Raw genomic sequence first — 13,524 nt, forward strand, 5'->3', positions numbered from 1 at the left:
ACCGGATCAGTTGAATACCTTGATCGAGGGGAGCACATGGCCGGAGCAGTCAAACAGCGCCTGGTTCTCCCGGGCATTACCCTCTTTCCAGTCGTCGTTGTTGTACTTCATCCCAGCCTTGGTAGCCCAGGTGGCACCAGGGGTTGGCAGCCACGCGGGCTCCCAGTAGAAGACGCCCTTGCCACGCCCGTCCGGTACCGCCACCACGCTCTTGATCAGATCGCGCAGGAAGTCGGCCTGCCCCTGTACGCTGGCCGGGTAACCACCGTCGCTCGCCTCCTTAGCGGTGAAGTTGTTCTCGGCGTTGTCGCAGTTCTCCGTGGTGTAGCCGTAGGCGGCCTCAACCACGATCACATCCTTGCCATAGCGCTTGCTGATGTCATCCATGTTGGCCTTGAGGGCACTGATGGGGCCATTCCAGTAGGTGTAGAAGGAGAGCCCGATGATATCGAAGGGCACCTCGCGCTTGGCGATTTCGTCAAACCACCAGACGAAGGTGTCGTTTTTGGTACCCTCAGCTAGGTGCAGCATCACCTTGATATCTTTGCCGTGCTCTTTGACCGCGCGCACGCCAGCCTTGAGCAGGGTGGCCAAGCGGTCAAACTCGCCACCGTTCTGGCCCCAGCTCTTGCCCTCTGGCCATAACATGCCACCGTTGATCTCGTTGCCAACCTGCACCATGTCAGGCATCACACCGGCCTTGGCCAGGGCGTCCATGCTCTCCTTGGTATGGGCGTAAACGGCATCCGCCAACTGCTCGACTGACATCGTACGCCACGCCTTGGGCTTGTTCTGACGACCCGGATCGGTCCAGAAGTCGCTGTAGTGGAAATCGAGCAGGAACTTCATGCCATGCGCCTTGGCACGTTTGGCAAGTTCTATCGTTGCAGCCAGATCGTTGTTACCGCCGCCGTAAGGCTTACCGTCTGCATCCTTGGGATCCACCCACAGGCGCAGGCGAATGTAGTTAAAACCGTTCTCCTTGAGGATGGCCATGGCGTCCTGTTGCTTGCCGCTGGCATCGAAGAACTTGCCGCCAAACTTCTCCACCTCGGCCAGCATGGATACATCGGCCCCCTTGATGAAGGCTTGCGGTACCGCCACTGGTTGCACCACTGCACTCTCGGCGGCCATGACTTGGGTCTGCATGCCCAACATGCCGGTGGCGAGCAGCGCCGCCATCACCAGCGTTTTCTTGATTTTCATGTCGAACGTCCTGTTTAACGGATTAACCTTTGGTCCCACCTGCGGTAAGACCTGAAACGAAGTACTTCTGCAAGGAGAGGTACAAGATGGCCACCGGCACCGCGATGAGCACAGCTCCCGCCGCATAGGTGGTGTAGCTGGCCCCCATCTTCTGGGCGACCAGGTTGTAGAGACCGATAGGCAGGGTGAACTGATCCGGGGTGCGCAATATGGTGCTGGCCAGAATGAAGTCGCCAAGCGGGCCGGTGAATGAGAACAGTGCAACCACCGCAATGATGGGCTTGGAGAGCGGCATGATGATCTCGATGAAGATTCGGAAGTTGCCCGCTCCGTCCATACGCGCCGACTCGTCAAGATCCTTGGGGATGGCGTCGAGGTAACCCTTCATCAGATAGGTGTTCATCGGGATCATACCGCCCACATAGACCAGCACCAGCGCCAGGTGGCTGTTGACCAGACCCAGCATCTGGGCCAGCACGAAGATGGCGATGAGGGCCGAGAACTGGGGCACCATCTGCAATAACAGGAACAACATCAGGCCGTTTTGCCGCCCACGGAAACGAAAGCGCGAGAAGGCATAAGCGGTGAAACTGACACTGATGAGGGTCAGCACCATAGTCAGGAAGCTGATCTTCATCGAGTTCCAGTACCAGGCGGCATAGTCGATGCGCCCGTCAAACAGTTCCTGATAGTGAATAAAGGAGAAGTTTTCCGGGATGATAGAGGTGTTAAGCAGGCTGCTGCCCGGGTTGAGGGATGCCCCCACCGTCCAGATGAGGGGGTAGATAATGACCACCGCAACCATAGCCAGCAGCAAATAGCTGAGGGTCAGGCGGATGGCATTACTCTTTTTCAGACTGTGTTTGGCACTCATGGCTGGATCTCCTTACACCATGTCGTCTTGCTTGAACGAATTGGTCGCACGGAACTGCCATAGGGCAATGCCGACCACGAAGAGGGAGAGCAGAATGGTGATGCTCGCCGCAATCGCATACTGGGATGACGACATGGTCAGCTTGTAGATCCAGGAGACCAGGATGTCGGTGCCGCCGGCATTGGAACCGGCCACCGCAGGTCCCCCGTTGTTGAACAGGTAAATAATGTTGAAGTTGTTGAAGTTGAAGGTGTACTGGGTGATGAGGATCGGAGCGATCGAATACAGCACCAAGGGCAGCGTAATGGTGGTCAACTTGTGCCATGTGCTGGCACCGTCGATGGTGGCCGCCTCGTAGAGATCATCCGGGATAGCCTGCAACACCCCAGTGGTCATGGCGAAGACGAACGGGAAGCCAAGCCAGGTCTGCATCAGGATGAGGGCTGTCTTGGTCCAGAAGGGATCAGTCATCCATGCCTTGGGGTCGATACCCAGAGAAGCCAGAATACCGTTGTTGATGACGCCAAAGGTCTCGTTGAACATGCCGGCGAACACCAGAATGGTGACAAAACCGGGCACTGCCCACGGCAGGATCAGGATGGTGCGGATGAGCGGCTTGAAGCGCAGATCCTTCTGATTGACCAGGATCGCCAGCAGCACCCCGACCGAGCATTGCAACGTGGTGGCGATCAGCGTCCAGATCACGGTCCACTGCAGCACGTCGAGCAAGGTCGAGCGCCATAGATCGAGCTTGAAGATGTTGATGAAGTTCTTCATCCCCACCCAGTCCACCAACTTGGCCGGCGGGGTGTGGTATAGATCGTAGTTGGTGAAGGCGATGGAGAAGCCGAAGATGATGGGGAACACCACCACGAACACCAGCAGGATGAAGCCCGGGGTGATCATCAGGTACGGGAACCCTTCGCTCAGCAGCAACTGGTATTGCTTGCGCACACTGGTCAGGGCCACGCCACGATCGCGGCGATCACCGTTGATATAGGCGTCGCGGATACTCCAGTAGTAGAAAGCACAACCAAAGATAGCCACCAGTACGCTGATGACCCCCTTGGCCAGAAGGAAGACGGAGTTGTCCCGCGGTAACTCGATACCGAGGGTGAACAGGCCCCAGAAGCCCTGCGACAGGAAGTCATGGAATACGCCGAAGAAGCAAACCATGACGATAAAAAACAGGGTGCCCTTGACCCATTGCCGGTTATACCACTGTCCGAGTCCCGGTATCAGCGAGAGCAGCGCGGCAACCTTGGCATGATGGGTTCTTGTACCAATCTGGGTGAACGATTCGGAATCGACAACCACAATTTACCTCCTTTCCATTAAGAGCCCGGGCGACCACTGATGCCGCCCGGCCCGAATCGAGCCGGAGCTCGACTGTTGTTATTGCTGTGCGTGATTGACTTCGATCTGCATGTTGATGTTCTTGACCGCGCCGTCCAAAGCCGCCTTGACATCCTGCTTGCCGGTCACACCGAGCTGCAGTGCGCTGTTGGCCGGGGTCCACACCTCCTGCATCTCGGGCACACTTGGCATCGGGATGGCGAAGCCAGCCTGAATGGCCACGGCCCGGGATTTCTCGTCGTCCTTGATGAGCGGATCGTCGATCAATGCCTTGAGCGGCGGGATCTCACCGGTCTTCTGGAAGCGGACCTTGGCGTACTCAGGCTGATTGATGAACTCGATGAACTGCTGTGCCAGCTCTTTCTGCTTGGAATAGGTTGAAATGCTGTACCCCTTCACGCCGAGGAAGGAGCGCATGTGTTCGCCATTGGGCAGTGTCGGCAGTGGGGCGACGCCATAATTCACACCGGCATCCTTGTAAGGTTGGAACGACCAAGGTCCCGTGATAACAGCCGCCGCCTTCTTCTCGGTAAACAAAGAGTCGATGGCGTTTGCGCCGGTCTCACCGACGATACCGGCTGGGAAAAGCCCTTCGCTATAGAAACGCTTGAGGAAGCTGACCGCGTCGACCGCCCCCTGGTTGGCCAAGCCCACGTCCTTGACGTTGAGCGAACCGTTGGGGTTCTGGCCGAAGATGTAGCCCCCCATGGCGGCCACTACGCCGTAGGAGTAATAGATCTCGTCAAACTTGGCGAGCAGGCCGTATTTGTTCTCCCCACGCAGGGTCTGGGAGGTCTTGATCAGCTCGTCGAAGCTCTCCGGCGCCTTGGGCAGCAGGTCTTTGTTGTAGACCATGACGATGGTCTCGACCGCCTTGGGCAGGCCATAGAGCTTGCCTTCATAAGTCTGGGCATCCACCGCCGGCTTGGTGAAGCCGGCCAGATAGTCGGCACCCGGCTTGATCTCGCTGATGAGCCCCTGCACCACGGCGGTGCCCACCTGATCATGGGGCAATACCAACACATCCGGGCCTATGCCGGCAGGGCCGTCCAGGCGCAGCTTCTCGATCTGCTGGGCATAGGGGGTTTCGAGGATCTTAACCTTGACGCTGTGTTTGGCTTCGAACGCCTTGACGGCCTCCTCTATGCCATTTGATTTCTTGATGTCTTCCCACACCAGCAGTTCACCGTCGGCAGCCCGGGCTACCTGCCCCAACCCCACCACGCCAAAAGAAAACAACATTGCAGCGGTCAATTTATTGATTTTCATATGATTTCCTTGTCCCTAACTCAGGTAAAAACAGGCCTTCGCCGACCACGTCGGTTAGGTGGGTGTTACGATGCCATCCAGCCGGTGTAACTTATGACGCTTGTTACCGATTAGTGTGTAAAGCAGAGCACAACCACATTGCACACTGTACTGGTCTGGCCTCTATGACGCGCACTCACCATCACCTAATATAATGATAAATAACCGGTTTAATCCTATACATCAGATCCGGAGCAACTCGCTCTCTCTCTTAATTTCTTGCCGCCTACGCCCTTCACTATGCTTTCATGCGGCAAAAAAGGTAACGATTACACCGAATGGCTCTACGGTAAGCGGTGCCTGCCCAGCCTGCCAGTAGCACGTACCAAGGCTGTGATCTCATGCACAAAAGAAACAGCATTTTGTGCAACCGCTTACACCTGACTGATATAGTCCCCCCAAAGCCACAGAGTGAAACGGTGTGAAACGCCTTCTCCCTCCCAGGGCAAAGAAGCCGCAGCAGGGGTATGGCCACCTCGGAGTTCTGCAGCTAATGCATTTATTATCAAGGAGTTAAAGCTCATGGCGAGTATCAGATTGAACAATGTGGTCAAGCGTTTTGGCAGCAACGTGACCTTGCATAACGTCAACCTGGACGTGGAAGACGGCGAGTTCACCGTCTTCGTCGGTCCTTCCGGTTGTGGCAAGTCCACCCTGCTGCGGATGATCGCCGGTCTAGAAGAGATATCGGAAGGCCAGATTGCCATCGATGAGCAGGTGGTCAACGATGTCGCACCGGCTCATCGCGGCGTGGCCATGGTGTTCCAGTCCTATGCCCTCTATCCACACATGACGGTGGCCGAGAACATGGGCTATGGCCTGCGGGTCAATGGCGTGCCGAAAGAGGAGATAACCCACCAGGTCAGCATGGTGGCCAAGACGCTGCAGCTCTCCCACCTGCTCGATCGCAAGCCCAAGCAGCTCTCCGGCGGCCAGCGCCAGCGGGTAGCCATCGGCCGTGCCATCGTGCGCAATCCCAAGGTGTTCCTGTTTGACGAGCCGCTCTCCAACCTCGATGCCGAGCTGCGTGTCGAGATGCGCTTGCACATCGCCAAGCTGCATCAGGAGCTCAAGACCACCATGATCTACGTGACCCACGATCAGGTAGAGGCCATGACCCTGGCCGACAAGATAGTGGTGATGAACTATGGCAAGGTGGAACAGGTCGGCTCGCCGATGGAGCTCTACTACAAACCCTGCAACCGCTTCGTGGCCGGTTTCATCGGCTCACCCAAGATGAACTTCCTACCGGCCCGCGTACTGGCCTGGAGCCCGGAGCAGATCCGGGTCAAGGTAGCCGGCCAGCAGGAGCTCACCCTGCCCATCCTCACCGAGCGACTCGAGCAGGGCAGCGAGATCTCCCTTGGCCTGCGTCCCGAGCATGTGGTGCCGGGCGCAGAGGGGATCCACCTCGCCTTTACCTGCGAGGTGGTGGAACGTCTTGGCAACAGCACCTACCTGTTCGGTCAGTGCTGCGGCACCGACGGCTTCAAGCTGCTGCTGGCAGGGGATGGGGAGTTTCATCCGTACCAGAAGATGGATGTCTTCTTTGCCCCGCAAAATTGCCTTGTGTTCAATGCCGAAGGGCTCAGGATCAGCCGCTGAACGCGGCTACTGCATGCCCCGATCTATTTTGCCCCCGCCGGTCGGGGGCTTTTTTTTATCCCCGGCTCGGGACACAAAATGAGAGCGGGCTCGCAACCCTGGACAAATCCCATACAAGGGTGCCGAGAAAGAGTGTAAAAGATCCACAAAATAATGAAAACGTTACACCAAAAATCAGATTCAGGGACCCTCCCTTATCGTGACCTTATCTTTTAAAAAGATAAGACACTGATAAAAGATGACTTATTACTTGTGCCATTAGGCTGGGTTGACTCAACACTACATGTAATCGATACCATGAGCTTGCGTACTCGTCACCTTTCCATCATCCAGCGCCTGGCGCTGGGCTTTGCCGTTATCCTGTTGCTGCTGCTGCTCTCGGTGACCCTCTCCCTCTACGCCGGCCAACGGCTGGCCGACCAAGTGGGGCTGCTCGCCAGCCATACCGCGCCGACTCTGGTGCAGAGCCGTGCCGTGGTCCGTGATCTCTTTACCCTCGACCGACATCTGGGCAACGCATTACTGCAGACCGGAGAGGAGGAACTGGGCTCCGCCCGCGAGCAGATGCAGCAATGGCAGGCCCGCTTCGACCAGGATCTGGCCACCCTAGCTCGACAGATAGCGGGGGAGCCGCAACAGAGTGCGCGCGTCGAGAGCCTGCGCGAGCAACAGGCCGCCTACTGGCAACTGGCCCAACGTCTGGTCGATGACTATGCCCACAACCGCCTCGAACAGAGCAAGCTGGCTGCCGACACCCGCCTCGGCAGCACGGCGCGCCAATTTGCCAGTGCCCTCGATGTTCTGCTTGCCCCTCTGGGTAGCCATCCTGCCGCATTGCTCAAGAATCGTCTGCTGGCAAACCTGGAACAGCAAGTCAGTACTACTCAGGAGATCCTCAAGCAGCAAGACCCGGCTCCTATTGCGGCACGCTTAGCGATCAATGAACGGGCCAATAAGCAGATGACAGAACTGCGCAAGGAGCTGGAGCGCCAGCTTGCAGGCCAAGAAGATGCTTTCGGCGCGCCCCTAAGCCTGGAACGTAGCACAGGGGCACGGCTCGATACCCTCGCAACCCTGCTAAGTGGTCCAGACAGCTTGCTGGCCCGCCACCTGTCACTGGTCGAGCAAAGCATCATGCTTCGCAACCAAAGCGCACAAGCCAGCCGTTTCATCGACAGTCTGCTCGGCGAGCTGAGCGAACTTGACGGAGCAATCGACGAGCAGCTTCACCAGAGCACCGCCGGCAGCGGCGCAATTCTGCTCTGGCTACGCCTCGGGCTGTGCGCCGGCCTGTTGCTCTCTCTCAGTCTCGGCGCCCTGGTGCTGTGGCACCTGGTGCACGCCATCCGCCAGCCGCTGCACCATATCCTCACCACCCTCAAGGCACTGAGCCAGGGAGACATGCGCCAACGCGTACCGCTGCTGCGCCACGACGAGTTTGGCCAGCTTGCCATCGGCATCAATGCTCTGGCCGACGAGATGAGCGGCATGCTCGGTCAGATAGTTCATGCGGCCGACGCGCTCGGCCGTATGGCCGGCCAGAACCAGCAAGCCCAGCATCACGCCCAGCTTGCCATCGGCGAACAGCGCAACGAGACCACAGGGGTCTGTAGCGCCATGGAGGAGATGGACTACTCGGTTCGCGAGGTTGCCGGCAGTATTGGCCAGACCGAACAGACACTCGGCAACATAGCAGCGGCAGCCCACGCCGCCAGCCTGCGTGGGGCTGCGACCGGCAAACGGCTGCAGCAACTGGCTGACGAGTTGGCGCAATCACGCCGCAGTGTGGAGCAGGTGCAGACATTGAGCGTCAGCATCGGTGACATCCTTGCCCTGATCGGGCGCATCACGGAGCAGACCAATCTGCTGGCCCTCAACGCCGCCATCGAGGCGGCCCGCGCCGGCGAGCAGGGGCGTGGCTTTGCCGTGGTGGCCGACGAGGTACGTCAGCTGGCACACCACACCGCAGACTCCACCACTCGTATCCAGGGGATCATCGACGATCTGCAGCAGAGCACCCGCGGCGCGGTCGCCACCATGCTGCGCTGCCACGACGCCATGGCCCAGAGCCGCACCGACAGCGATGCAGGTTGCGCCACCCTGGCCGAGCTATCCCAGGCGCTGCAGCAGGTGGCCGAGCAGAGCAGCCGTATCGCCAGCGCGACCCTGCAGCAACAGCAGACCAGCGCCGAGATCGCCCGCAACATTACCAACATCGCCCGGATTGCCGACGACAACCAAGTCGCCCTGGTCAAGGTGGCACAGACCAGCGACCAGTTGCAGCAGTTGTCGCAGCAGCAACTGTCGCTGACCCGCCGCTTCACCCTGCAGAGCGCCTGACCACACACCATAGAGAGGACTACCCATGTTCAAGAAGACACTGTTGCTGACTACCCTGATCGCCTGTCTCCAGCCCGCGCTGGCCAATGAAGAGAACCCCCTGGCACGCCCGCTGTTCCTGCGTGGCGAGATGAACAACTGGGAGGCACCGGCAGACCAGCAACTGGTGACCCAGCAAGGAGACTTTCTGTCGGTACAGGTGGCGTTGCAGGCCAGTCACGGCGCCTACAAGTTCAAGATTGCCGACGAGAAGTGGAAGGCCGACACCAGCTATGGTCAGTTCGACCCCGCCGTCAAGGTCGAGGCGGACAAACCGGTGGTAGTCAAGGCCGGCTGGCAGTGGAGCGACATGAAGTTCACCCCGCCCCGCGACGGCCAGTATCGCATCACCCTGGATCGCCGCGATCCCCAACACATCCAGGTCACCGTCTCCCCCGCCGGGTGATCCCAGGGCCGCCGCAAGGTGGCCCCAGCCTCAGCCGGGATGGCGTCGCACGGCGACGCCATCCCGGCGCGGGACTGAATCCCTGTCGCCACCCTACACACATCCAGACAGGAGATAACAACAATGAAGAGACATCTACTTACCACCCTACTGCTTGGCAGCGCCCTGCTGTTTCATGGCCAGGGAGAAGCCATGGTCAAGGGGGCTGACGTCAGTTGGTTGACCCAGATGGAGAACTCCGGATACAAGTTCTATAACGACGCTGGCCAGCAGCAGGATCTGTTCAAAACCCTGAAAGAGCACGGTATGAACACCATCCGACTCAGGGTATGGGTCAATCCTGCCGATGGCTGGAACAACATTAGTGACGTCATCACCAAGGCCAAGCGGGCCAAGGCAGCCGGTTTCGATCTGCTGATTGACTTCCACTACAGCGACAGTTGGGCCGACCCTGGCAAACAGACCAAGCCGGCAGCCTGGCAGAGCTACACCTTTGATCAGCTGATGTCGAACGTATGGTGGCACACCTACAACTCCCTGGTAGCCCTGAAAAACGCAGGCATCACACCCAAGTGGGTACAGGTGGGCAACGAGACCAACAATGGCATGCTCTGGGAAGAGGGGCGCGCCTCGGTCAACATGAAGAACTTTGCCTGGCTCATCAACAGCGGTTATGACGCCGTCAAGGCGGTCAACAGTAGCACCAAGGTCATCGTCCACCTGGCTAACTGCGAGAACAACAGCCTCTATCGTTGGATGTTTGATGGCCTAAAGAACAACGGTGCCAAGTGGGATGTCATTGGTGCCTCCATCTACCCAACCCAGAGTGGCAACGGCGACTGGTTCACCCTCAACAACCTCTGCTATGACAACCTCTCCGATATGGTGACCCGCTATGGCAAGGAGGTGATGATTGTCGAGGTGGGCATGCCATGGGATGACCCAAAGAACAGTTACGACACCATTGCTGATCTACTCAACAAGATGACGTGGATCCCCGATAGCAAGGGGCTCGGAGTGCTCTACTGGGAACCACAAAGCTACAAGAACTGGCAGGGTTACAGCCTGGGGCTGATGGACAACAGCGGCAAACCCACTTATGCGCTGGATGCCTTCCTGTTGCATTAAATATGTAACGTTACACAGAGGCGCAGTAGGTAGTGCGCCTCTTCAGGCTGCCACCTGGACATGACTTCACCCGTCTCTTCGCCCTTTCTCACCAACGCATATCATCCCACCACTTGCCTGCGCGTAATGACTCTGGATGCGGATGGCAGCTCCACTGAGCCGAGTCGCGCGGGGGCCTCCGCCACCATCACCGAAAACACGACCATCCTCTCCCCGAGACAAACAGACTCGCCGACTGCAGCCTCCTTCGCCGGGACTCGCAACATCGGTTTTCCTAGGACGACGTCAGCACGACATGGCGAGTCCTCAATGCAAAATAAAAAAGGGAGCCCAGCGGGCTCCCTGCGATGTAACGAGTCGGGATTTACCACCAGGCTTCGGCCTGCACGCCGAAGTTCCAGGTATTATCATCCTCACCGCCGTTGAAGGATTTGCCTTCGCCATCTTTCAGATAGCTGGCAAAAACACGGATCTCCGGGCGGGCAAACATGCTGGGACCAGCTGACCAAGCTTGAGCCAAGGTATATTTTTGACCACTCGATTTTTCTTCAGAGCCGCTTGTCCAAGTCTTGGTGCTCTCATAAGTACCGGCTTCAACCAGCGTCTTCATGATGTCAGTCCACGCATAACCGCCTCGCGCGACAGCGCTAAACAGTTCGGTGTTGTCATGCCATGCTTCAAGTTTCTCACCCTTACCGTAAGTGAATACATGGTTCACACTGAATTTCTCTCCCATGGGAATGTCACCAGTTAGAATCACCCGGTATCCCTTGGCATCATCGGTCAGATGCCAAACATCATACCAACCGCCCCCTTGGGAGATCATGTTCTGGGCCAGCCCTTTGTCAGCATATTGCAGCACCAACTTCTCGTAGATGCGGCTATCGGCAAAGTATTGACTCATTTCTGCGGTCAGCATGACACCATTTTGGGGATCATAGAGATTACCGACCTTCTCCTGCTCATCGGTCGGATTGGGCATGGCATAGCTGACACCCGCTTCAGTCCAGGCCCCTTCCCAGGGAGCCCAGCCGGCATAGCGCAGGTCCAGGAAGTTAACGTTGAGGTCATTGTTGACAATCGAGTTATCGATATCGTTACCATCAGACCGGATCCACGCCAGTGAGAAGGCGCCTGGACCTGCCTTGAGGTTCTCAATACCGGCACCGGCTCCCGAGATATTCCAGTATTTGGTATCGATGATGTGAAGGTCGTGACGCTGATAGAAGCGCTTGCCAGCCCAAACCACGGCATCGGGCGCAGCGGAAATCAGCCCCTTGGCCTTAACATTGAATTGGCGCAGAGCAAATGTTGCATCGTCCTTGCACTCCTTTTGATCGAAGTTACACACAGTGGTGGTACTTTCATAGTCATTGGAGCCATCGCTCTGCATGCTGAACATGCTGTCTACATAGAAAGTCATGCCATCCTTGTTGTAAACCTCCTGACCAATACCAATTTCGGTATAGGTATCGCTTTCGTTGCCCAGACGGCCGACAAAGTTCTGTCGACCGGTTTGCATATCACCGTCTTGGGACACACCTACGCCAGAGCGGAAATAGCCTGTAAAATCAACAGCATTAGCATTCAATGCAGTCATTGACAGAGCGAGGGCAACGGATGTCGTCAGTAGTTTCACTTTCATAGTTATTCCTTTATTCCACTGTTGCATTGTTATCTTGATGAACCGCTTACCAATCCATAGGGAAAGCGCTTTCACTGTCCGGTGGGGATTATAGGAATATCCGTGCCATCACTGACATGACGAAACTCACAAAACTGTAATTATTACATAAGTATTGCTATGGAAACACTTGATAAAAACATCACTAGCAACTTAAGTTGTTGAAATTAAAGGACTCCAAAACAATAAATTTCGTGTTATCGATTACACTTTTAATGGTGATGTCTACACCTGAGATAACCATGGCTCGACCAGACTCATCGCAGCAGACATGACCTCCTCGTGCAGGGCATAGGAAGGCACCGTGAGACCTTCCCGACCCCACAGGGGTGAGCGACAAAAGAGAGAGGAAGAAGATGAGGCACTAAAAAGGCAAGGCCCCTAACGGGTAACCTTGCCTGATGGCCGATGAATTCAGGTTGCCAGAATGTCGATCAATCGATACTGCGGACTGAATGACGGCGAACCAGAGTCGGGCTGAACATATGTGTCGTCTGGGGCAAGGGCCCACCTTTTGCCAGAGCAATGGCCAGCTCGGCGGCCTGGGTCGCCATGGCGATGATGGGATAACGCACCGTAGTCAGACGAGGGCGCAAGTAGCGGGATATCAGTACATCATCAAACCCCACCAGAGATAGCTCCTGGGGAACCTCGATCCCGTTGTCGCTAAGCACGGACAAAGCTCCTGCCGCCATCGAATCGTTATAACAGACGACCGCCGTCATCTGTTGCCCCCGGCTCAACAACTCAGTCATCGCGGCTTCACCTCCCAGCTCATCCGGACTGCCACGGGAGATCAGGCGCTCATCGACCGGGATATTGTGCTCTTGCAGCGCATCCAGATACCCCTGCATGCGATCCTGAGAGTCAGAGATCTGATGATTTGAACACAGAAACCCTATCTTCTTGTGCCCTTCCTGGATCAGGTGACGAGTTGCAAGCCAGGAACCATAGCGATCGTCCAGCGCCACACAACGGGACTCGAACCCTGGAACGATACGGTTGATTAGCACCATGCCGGGAACATAGCTCATCATCTGGATCAGCTCTTCATCTGGCAACATTTTGGCATGAACCACCAAGCCAGAGCAGCGATGCCCTATCAACTGCTCTATTACGTGCTTCTCTTTGGCTGCGTCGTGGTAGCCATTTCCGATGAGCAGAAAATTCCCCGTAGCCTGCGCCACCTGCTCAACTGCCTTAACCATGGTGCCAAAGAAGGGGTCAGACACATCAGCAACAATCAACCCCAGCGTTTCGTTGTTCTGATGGGCCAGGGCTCTCGCGTTCGCGTTGGGGTGGTAGTTGAGTTCATGCATCGCCTTGAAGACGGCATCGCGTGACGCCTGACTTGCCTTTGGCGAATTATTGATGACACGTGAGACTGTGGCGACGGATACGCCTGACAGGATTGCTACATCTTTGATGGTTGCCATGAATTAGCTTTTCCGGTGAACGGTATAAATAAAAACCTGTGCTTTACAGGGTAAGGATACTACCGATATTTCCAATGCCTGACACGGCTTTCATACCAAAAGCGGGAGCATTCTATCAATACGAGCGCCTCGCCGTGTAATC

10 protein-coding genes are annotated in these 13,524 nt (G+C 56.8%); 4 read left to right on the forward strand and 6 right to left on the reverse strand.

From position 1 onward, the window contains the following. Positions 1-6: 6 nt before the first annotated feature. From ACTG1P_RS08610 to ACTG1P_RS08625, 4 genes are all read right to left on the reverse strand, one after another. Positions 7-1,206, reverse strand: coding sequence for a glycoside hydrolase family 53 protein (locus ACTG1P_RS08610; protein WP_440001021.1), 1,200 nt, complete (start codon positions 1,204-1,206; stop codon positions 7-9). A 22-nt stretch (positions 1,207-1,228) separates the two neighbouring features. Continuing rightward, entirely contained in the window at positions 1,229-2,080 is an 852-nt protein-coding gene (locus tag ACTG1P_RS08615; RefSeq protein ID WP_068982263.1) for a sugar ABC transporter permease, read from the reverse strand. A 12-nt stretch (positions 2,081-2,092) separates the two neighbouring features. After that, complete coding sequence (locus ACTG1P_RS08620) at positions 2,093-3,397, reverse strand: ABC transporter permease subunit (protein WP_440001022.1); 1,305 nt, start codon at positions 3,395-3,397, stop codon at positions 2,093-2,095. A gap of 78 nt (positions 3,398-3,475) precedes the next feature. Further along, the gene (locus tag ACTG1P_RS08625; protein ID WP_255912801.1) at positions 3,476-4,705 is read right to left on the reverse strand and encodes an extracellular solute-binding protein; all 1,230 of its coding nucleotides are present in this window, start codon (positions 4,703-4,705) and stop codon (positions 3,476-3,478) included. A gap of 561 nt (positions 4,706-5,266) precedes the next feature. Between ACTG1P_RS08625 and ACTG1P_RS08630 the strand changes: the two genes are divergently transcribed. The 4 genes from ACTG1P_RS08630 (at position 5,267) to ACTG1P_RS08645 (ending at position 10,262) form a co-directional block, all read left to right on the forward strand. Continuing rightward, the gene (locus ACTG1P_RS08630) at positions 5,267-6,349 is read left to right on the forward strand and encodes an ABC transporter ATP-binding protein (RefSeq protein ID WP_255912802.1); all 1,083 of its coding nucleotides are present in this window, start codon (positions 5,267-5,269) and stop codon (positions 6,347-6,349) included. Positions 6,350-6,646: 297 nt separating this feature from the next. Continuing rightward, the gene (locus tag ACTG1P_RS08635; protein ID WP_440001023.1) at positions 6,647-8,689 is read left to right on the forward strand and encodes a methyl-accepting chemotaxis protein; all 2,043 of its coding nucleotides are present in this window, start codon (positions 6,647-6,649) and stop codon (positions 8,687-8,689) included. Between the two features lie 25 nt (positions 8,690-8,714). After that, complete coding sequence (locus ACTG1P_RS08640) at positions 8,715-9,134, forward strand: hypothetical protein (RefSeq protein ID WP_440001024.1); 420 nt, start codon at positions 8,715-8,717, stop codon at positions 9,132-9,134. Positions 9,135-9,257: 123 nt separating this feature from the next. Continuing rightward, positions 9,258-10,262: a glycoside hydrolase family 53 protein gene (locus ACTG1P_RS08645; RefSeq protein ID WP_265784291.1), complete on the forward strand. Its 1,005-nt coding sequence runs from the start codon at positions 9,258-9,260 to the stop codon at positions 10,260-10,262. 364 nt (positions 10,263-10,626) lie between these two features. Here ACTG1P_RS08645 and ACTG1P_RS08650 read toward each other — a convergent pair whose 3' ends face one another. Both ACTG1P_RS08650 and galR read right to left on the reverse strand, forming a co-directional pair. Beyond that, positions 10,627-11,913, reverse strand: coding sequence for a maltoporin (locus ACTG1P_RS08650; protein WP_440002291.1), 1,287 nt, complete (start codon positions 11,911-11,913; stop codon positions 10,627-10,629). Positions 11,914-12,380: 467 nt separating this feature from the next. Beyond that, complete coding sequence (gene galR / locus ACTG1P_RS08655) at positions 12,381-13,382, reverse strand: HTH-type transcriptional regulator GalR (RefSeq protein WP_255912808.1); 1,002 nt, start codon at positions 13,380-13,382, stop codon at positions 12,381-12,383. Positions 13,383-13,524: the final 142 nt, after the last annotated feature.

Source organism: Aeromonas sp. 11P, assembly GCF_051920165.1.
GTDB lineage: Bacteria > Pseudomonadota > Gammaproteobacteria > Enterobacterales > Aeromonadaceae > Aeromonas > Aeromonas veronii.

What these genes read in the sequence shown, in the direction of transcription:
- ACTG1P_RS08610 (WP_440001021.1), bottom strand. Translation starts at nt 1,206, where the DNA reads ATGAAAATCAAGAAAACGCTGGTGATGGCGGCGCTGCTCGCCACCGGC.
- ACTG1P_RS08615 (WP_068982263.1), bottom strand. Translation starts at nt 2,080, where the DNA reads ATGAGTGCCAAACACAGTCTGAAAAAGAGTAATGCCATCCGCCTGACC.
- ACTG1P_RS08625 (WP_255912801.1), bottom strand. Translation starts at nt 4,705, where the DNA reads ATGAAAATCAATAAATTGACCGCTGCAATGTTGTTTTCTTTTGGCGTG.
- ACTG1P_RS08630 (WP_255912802.1), top strand. Translation starts at nt 5,267, where the DNA reads ATGGCGAGTATCAGATTGAACAATGTGGTCAAGCGTTTTGGCAGCAAC.
- ACTG1P_RS08635 (WP_440001023.1), top strand. Translation starts at nt 6,647, where the DNA reads ATGAGCTTGCGTACTCGTCACCTTTCCATCATCCAGCGCCTGGCGCTG.
- ACTG1P_RS08640 (WP_440001024.1), top strand. Translation starts at nt 8,715, where the DNA reads ATGTTCAAGAAGACACTGTTGCTGACTACCCTGATCGCCTGTCTCCAG.
- ACTG1P_RS08645 (WP_265784291.1), top strand. Translation starts at nt 9,258, where the DNA reads ATGAAGAGACATCTACTTACCACCCTACTGCTTGGCAGCGCCCTGCTG.
- galR (WP_255912808.1), bottom strand. Translation starts at nt 13,382, where the DNA reads ATGGCAACCATCAAAGATGTAGCAATCCTGTCAGGCGTATCCGTCGCC.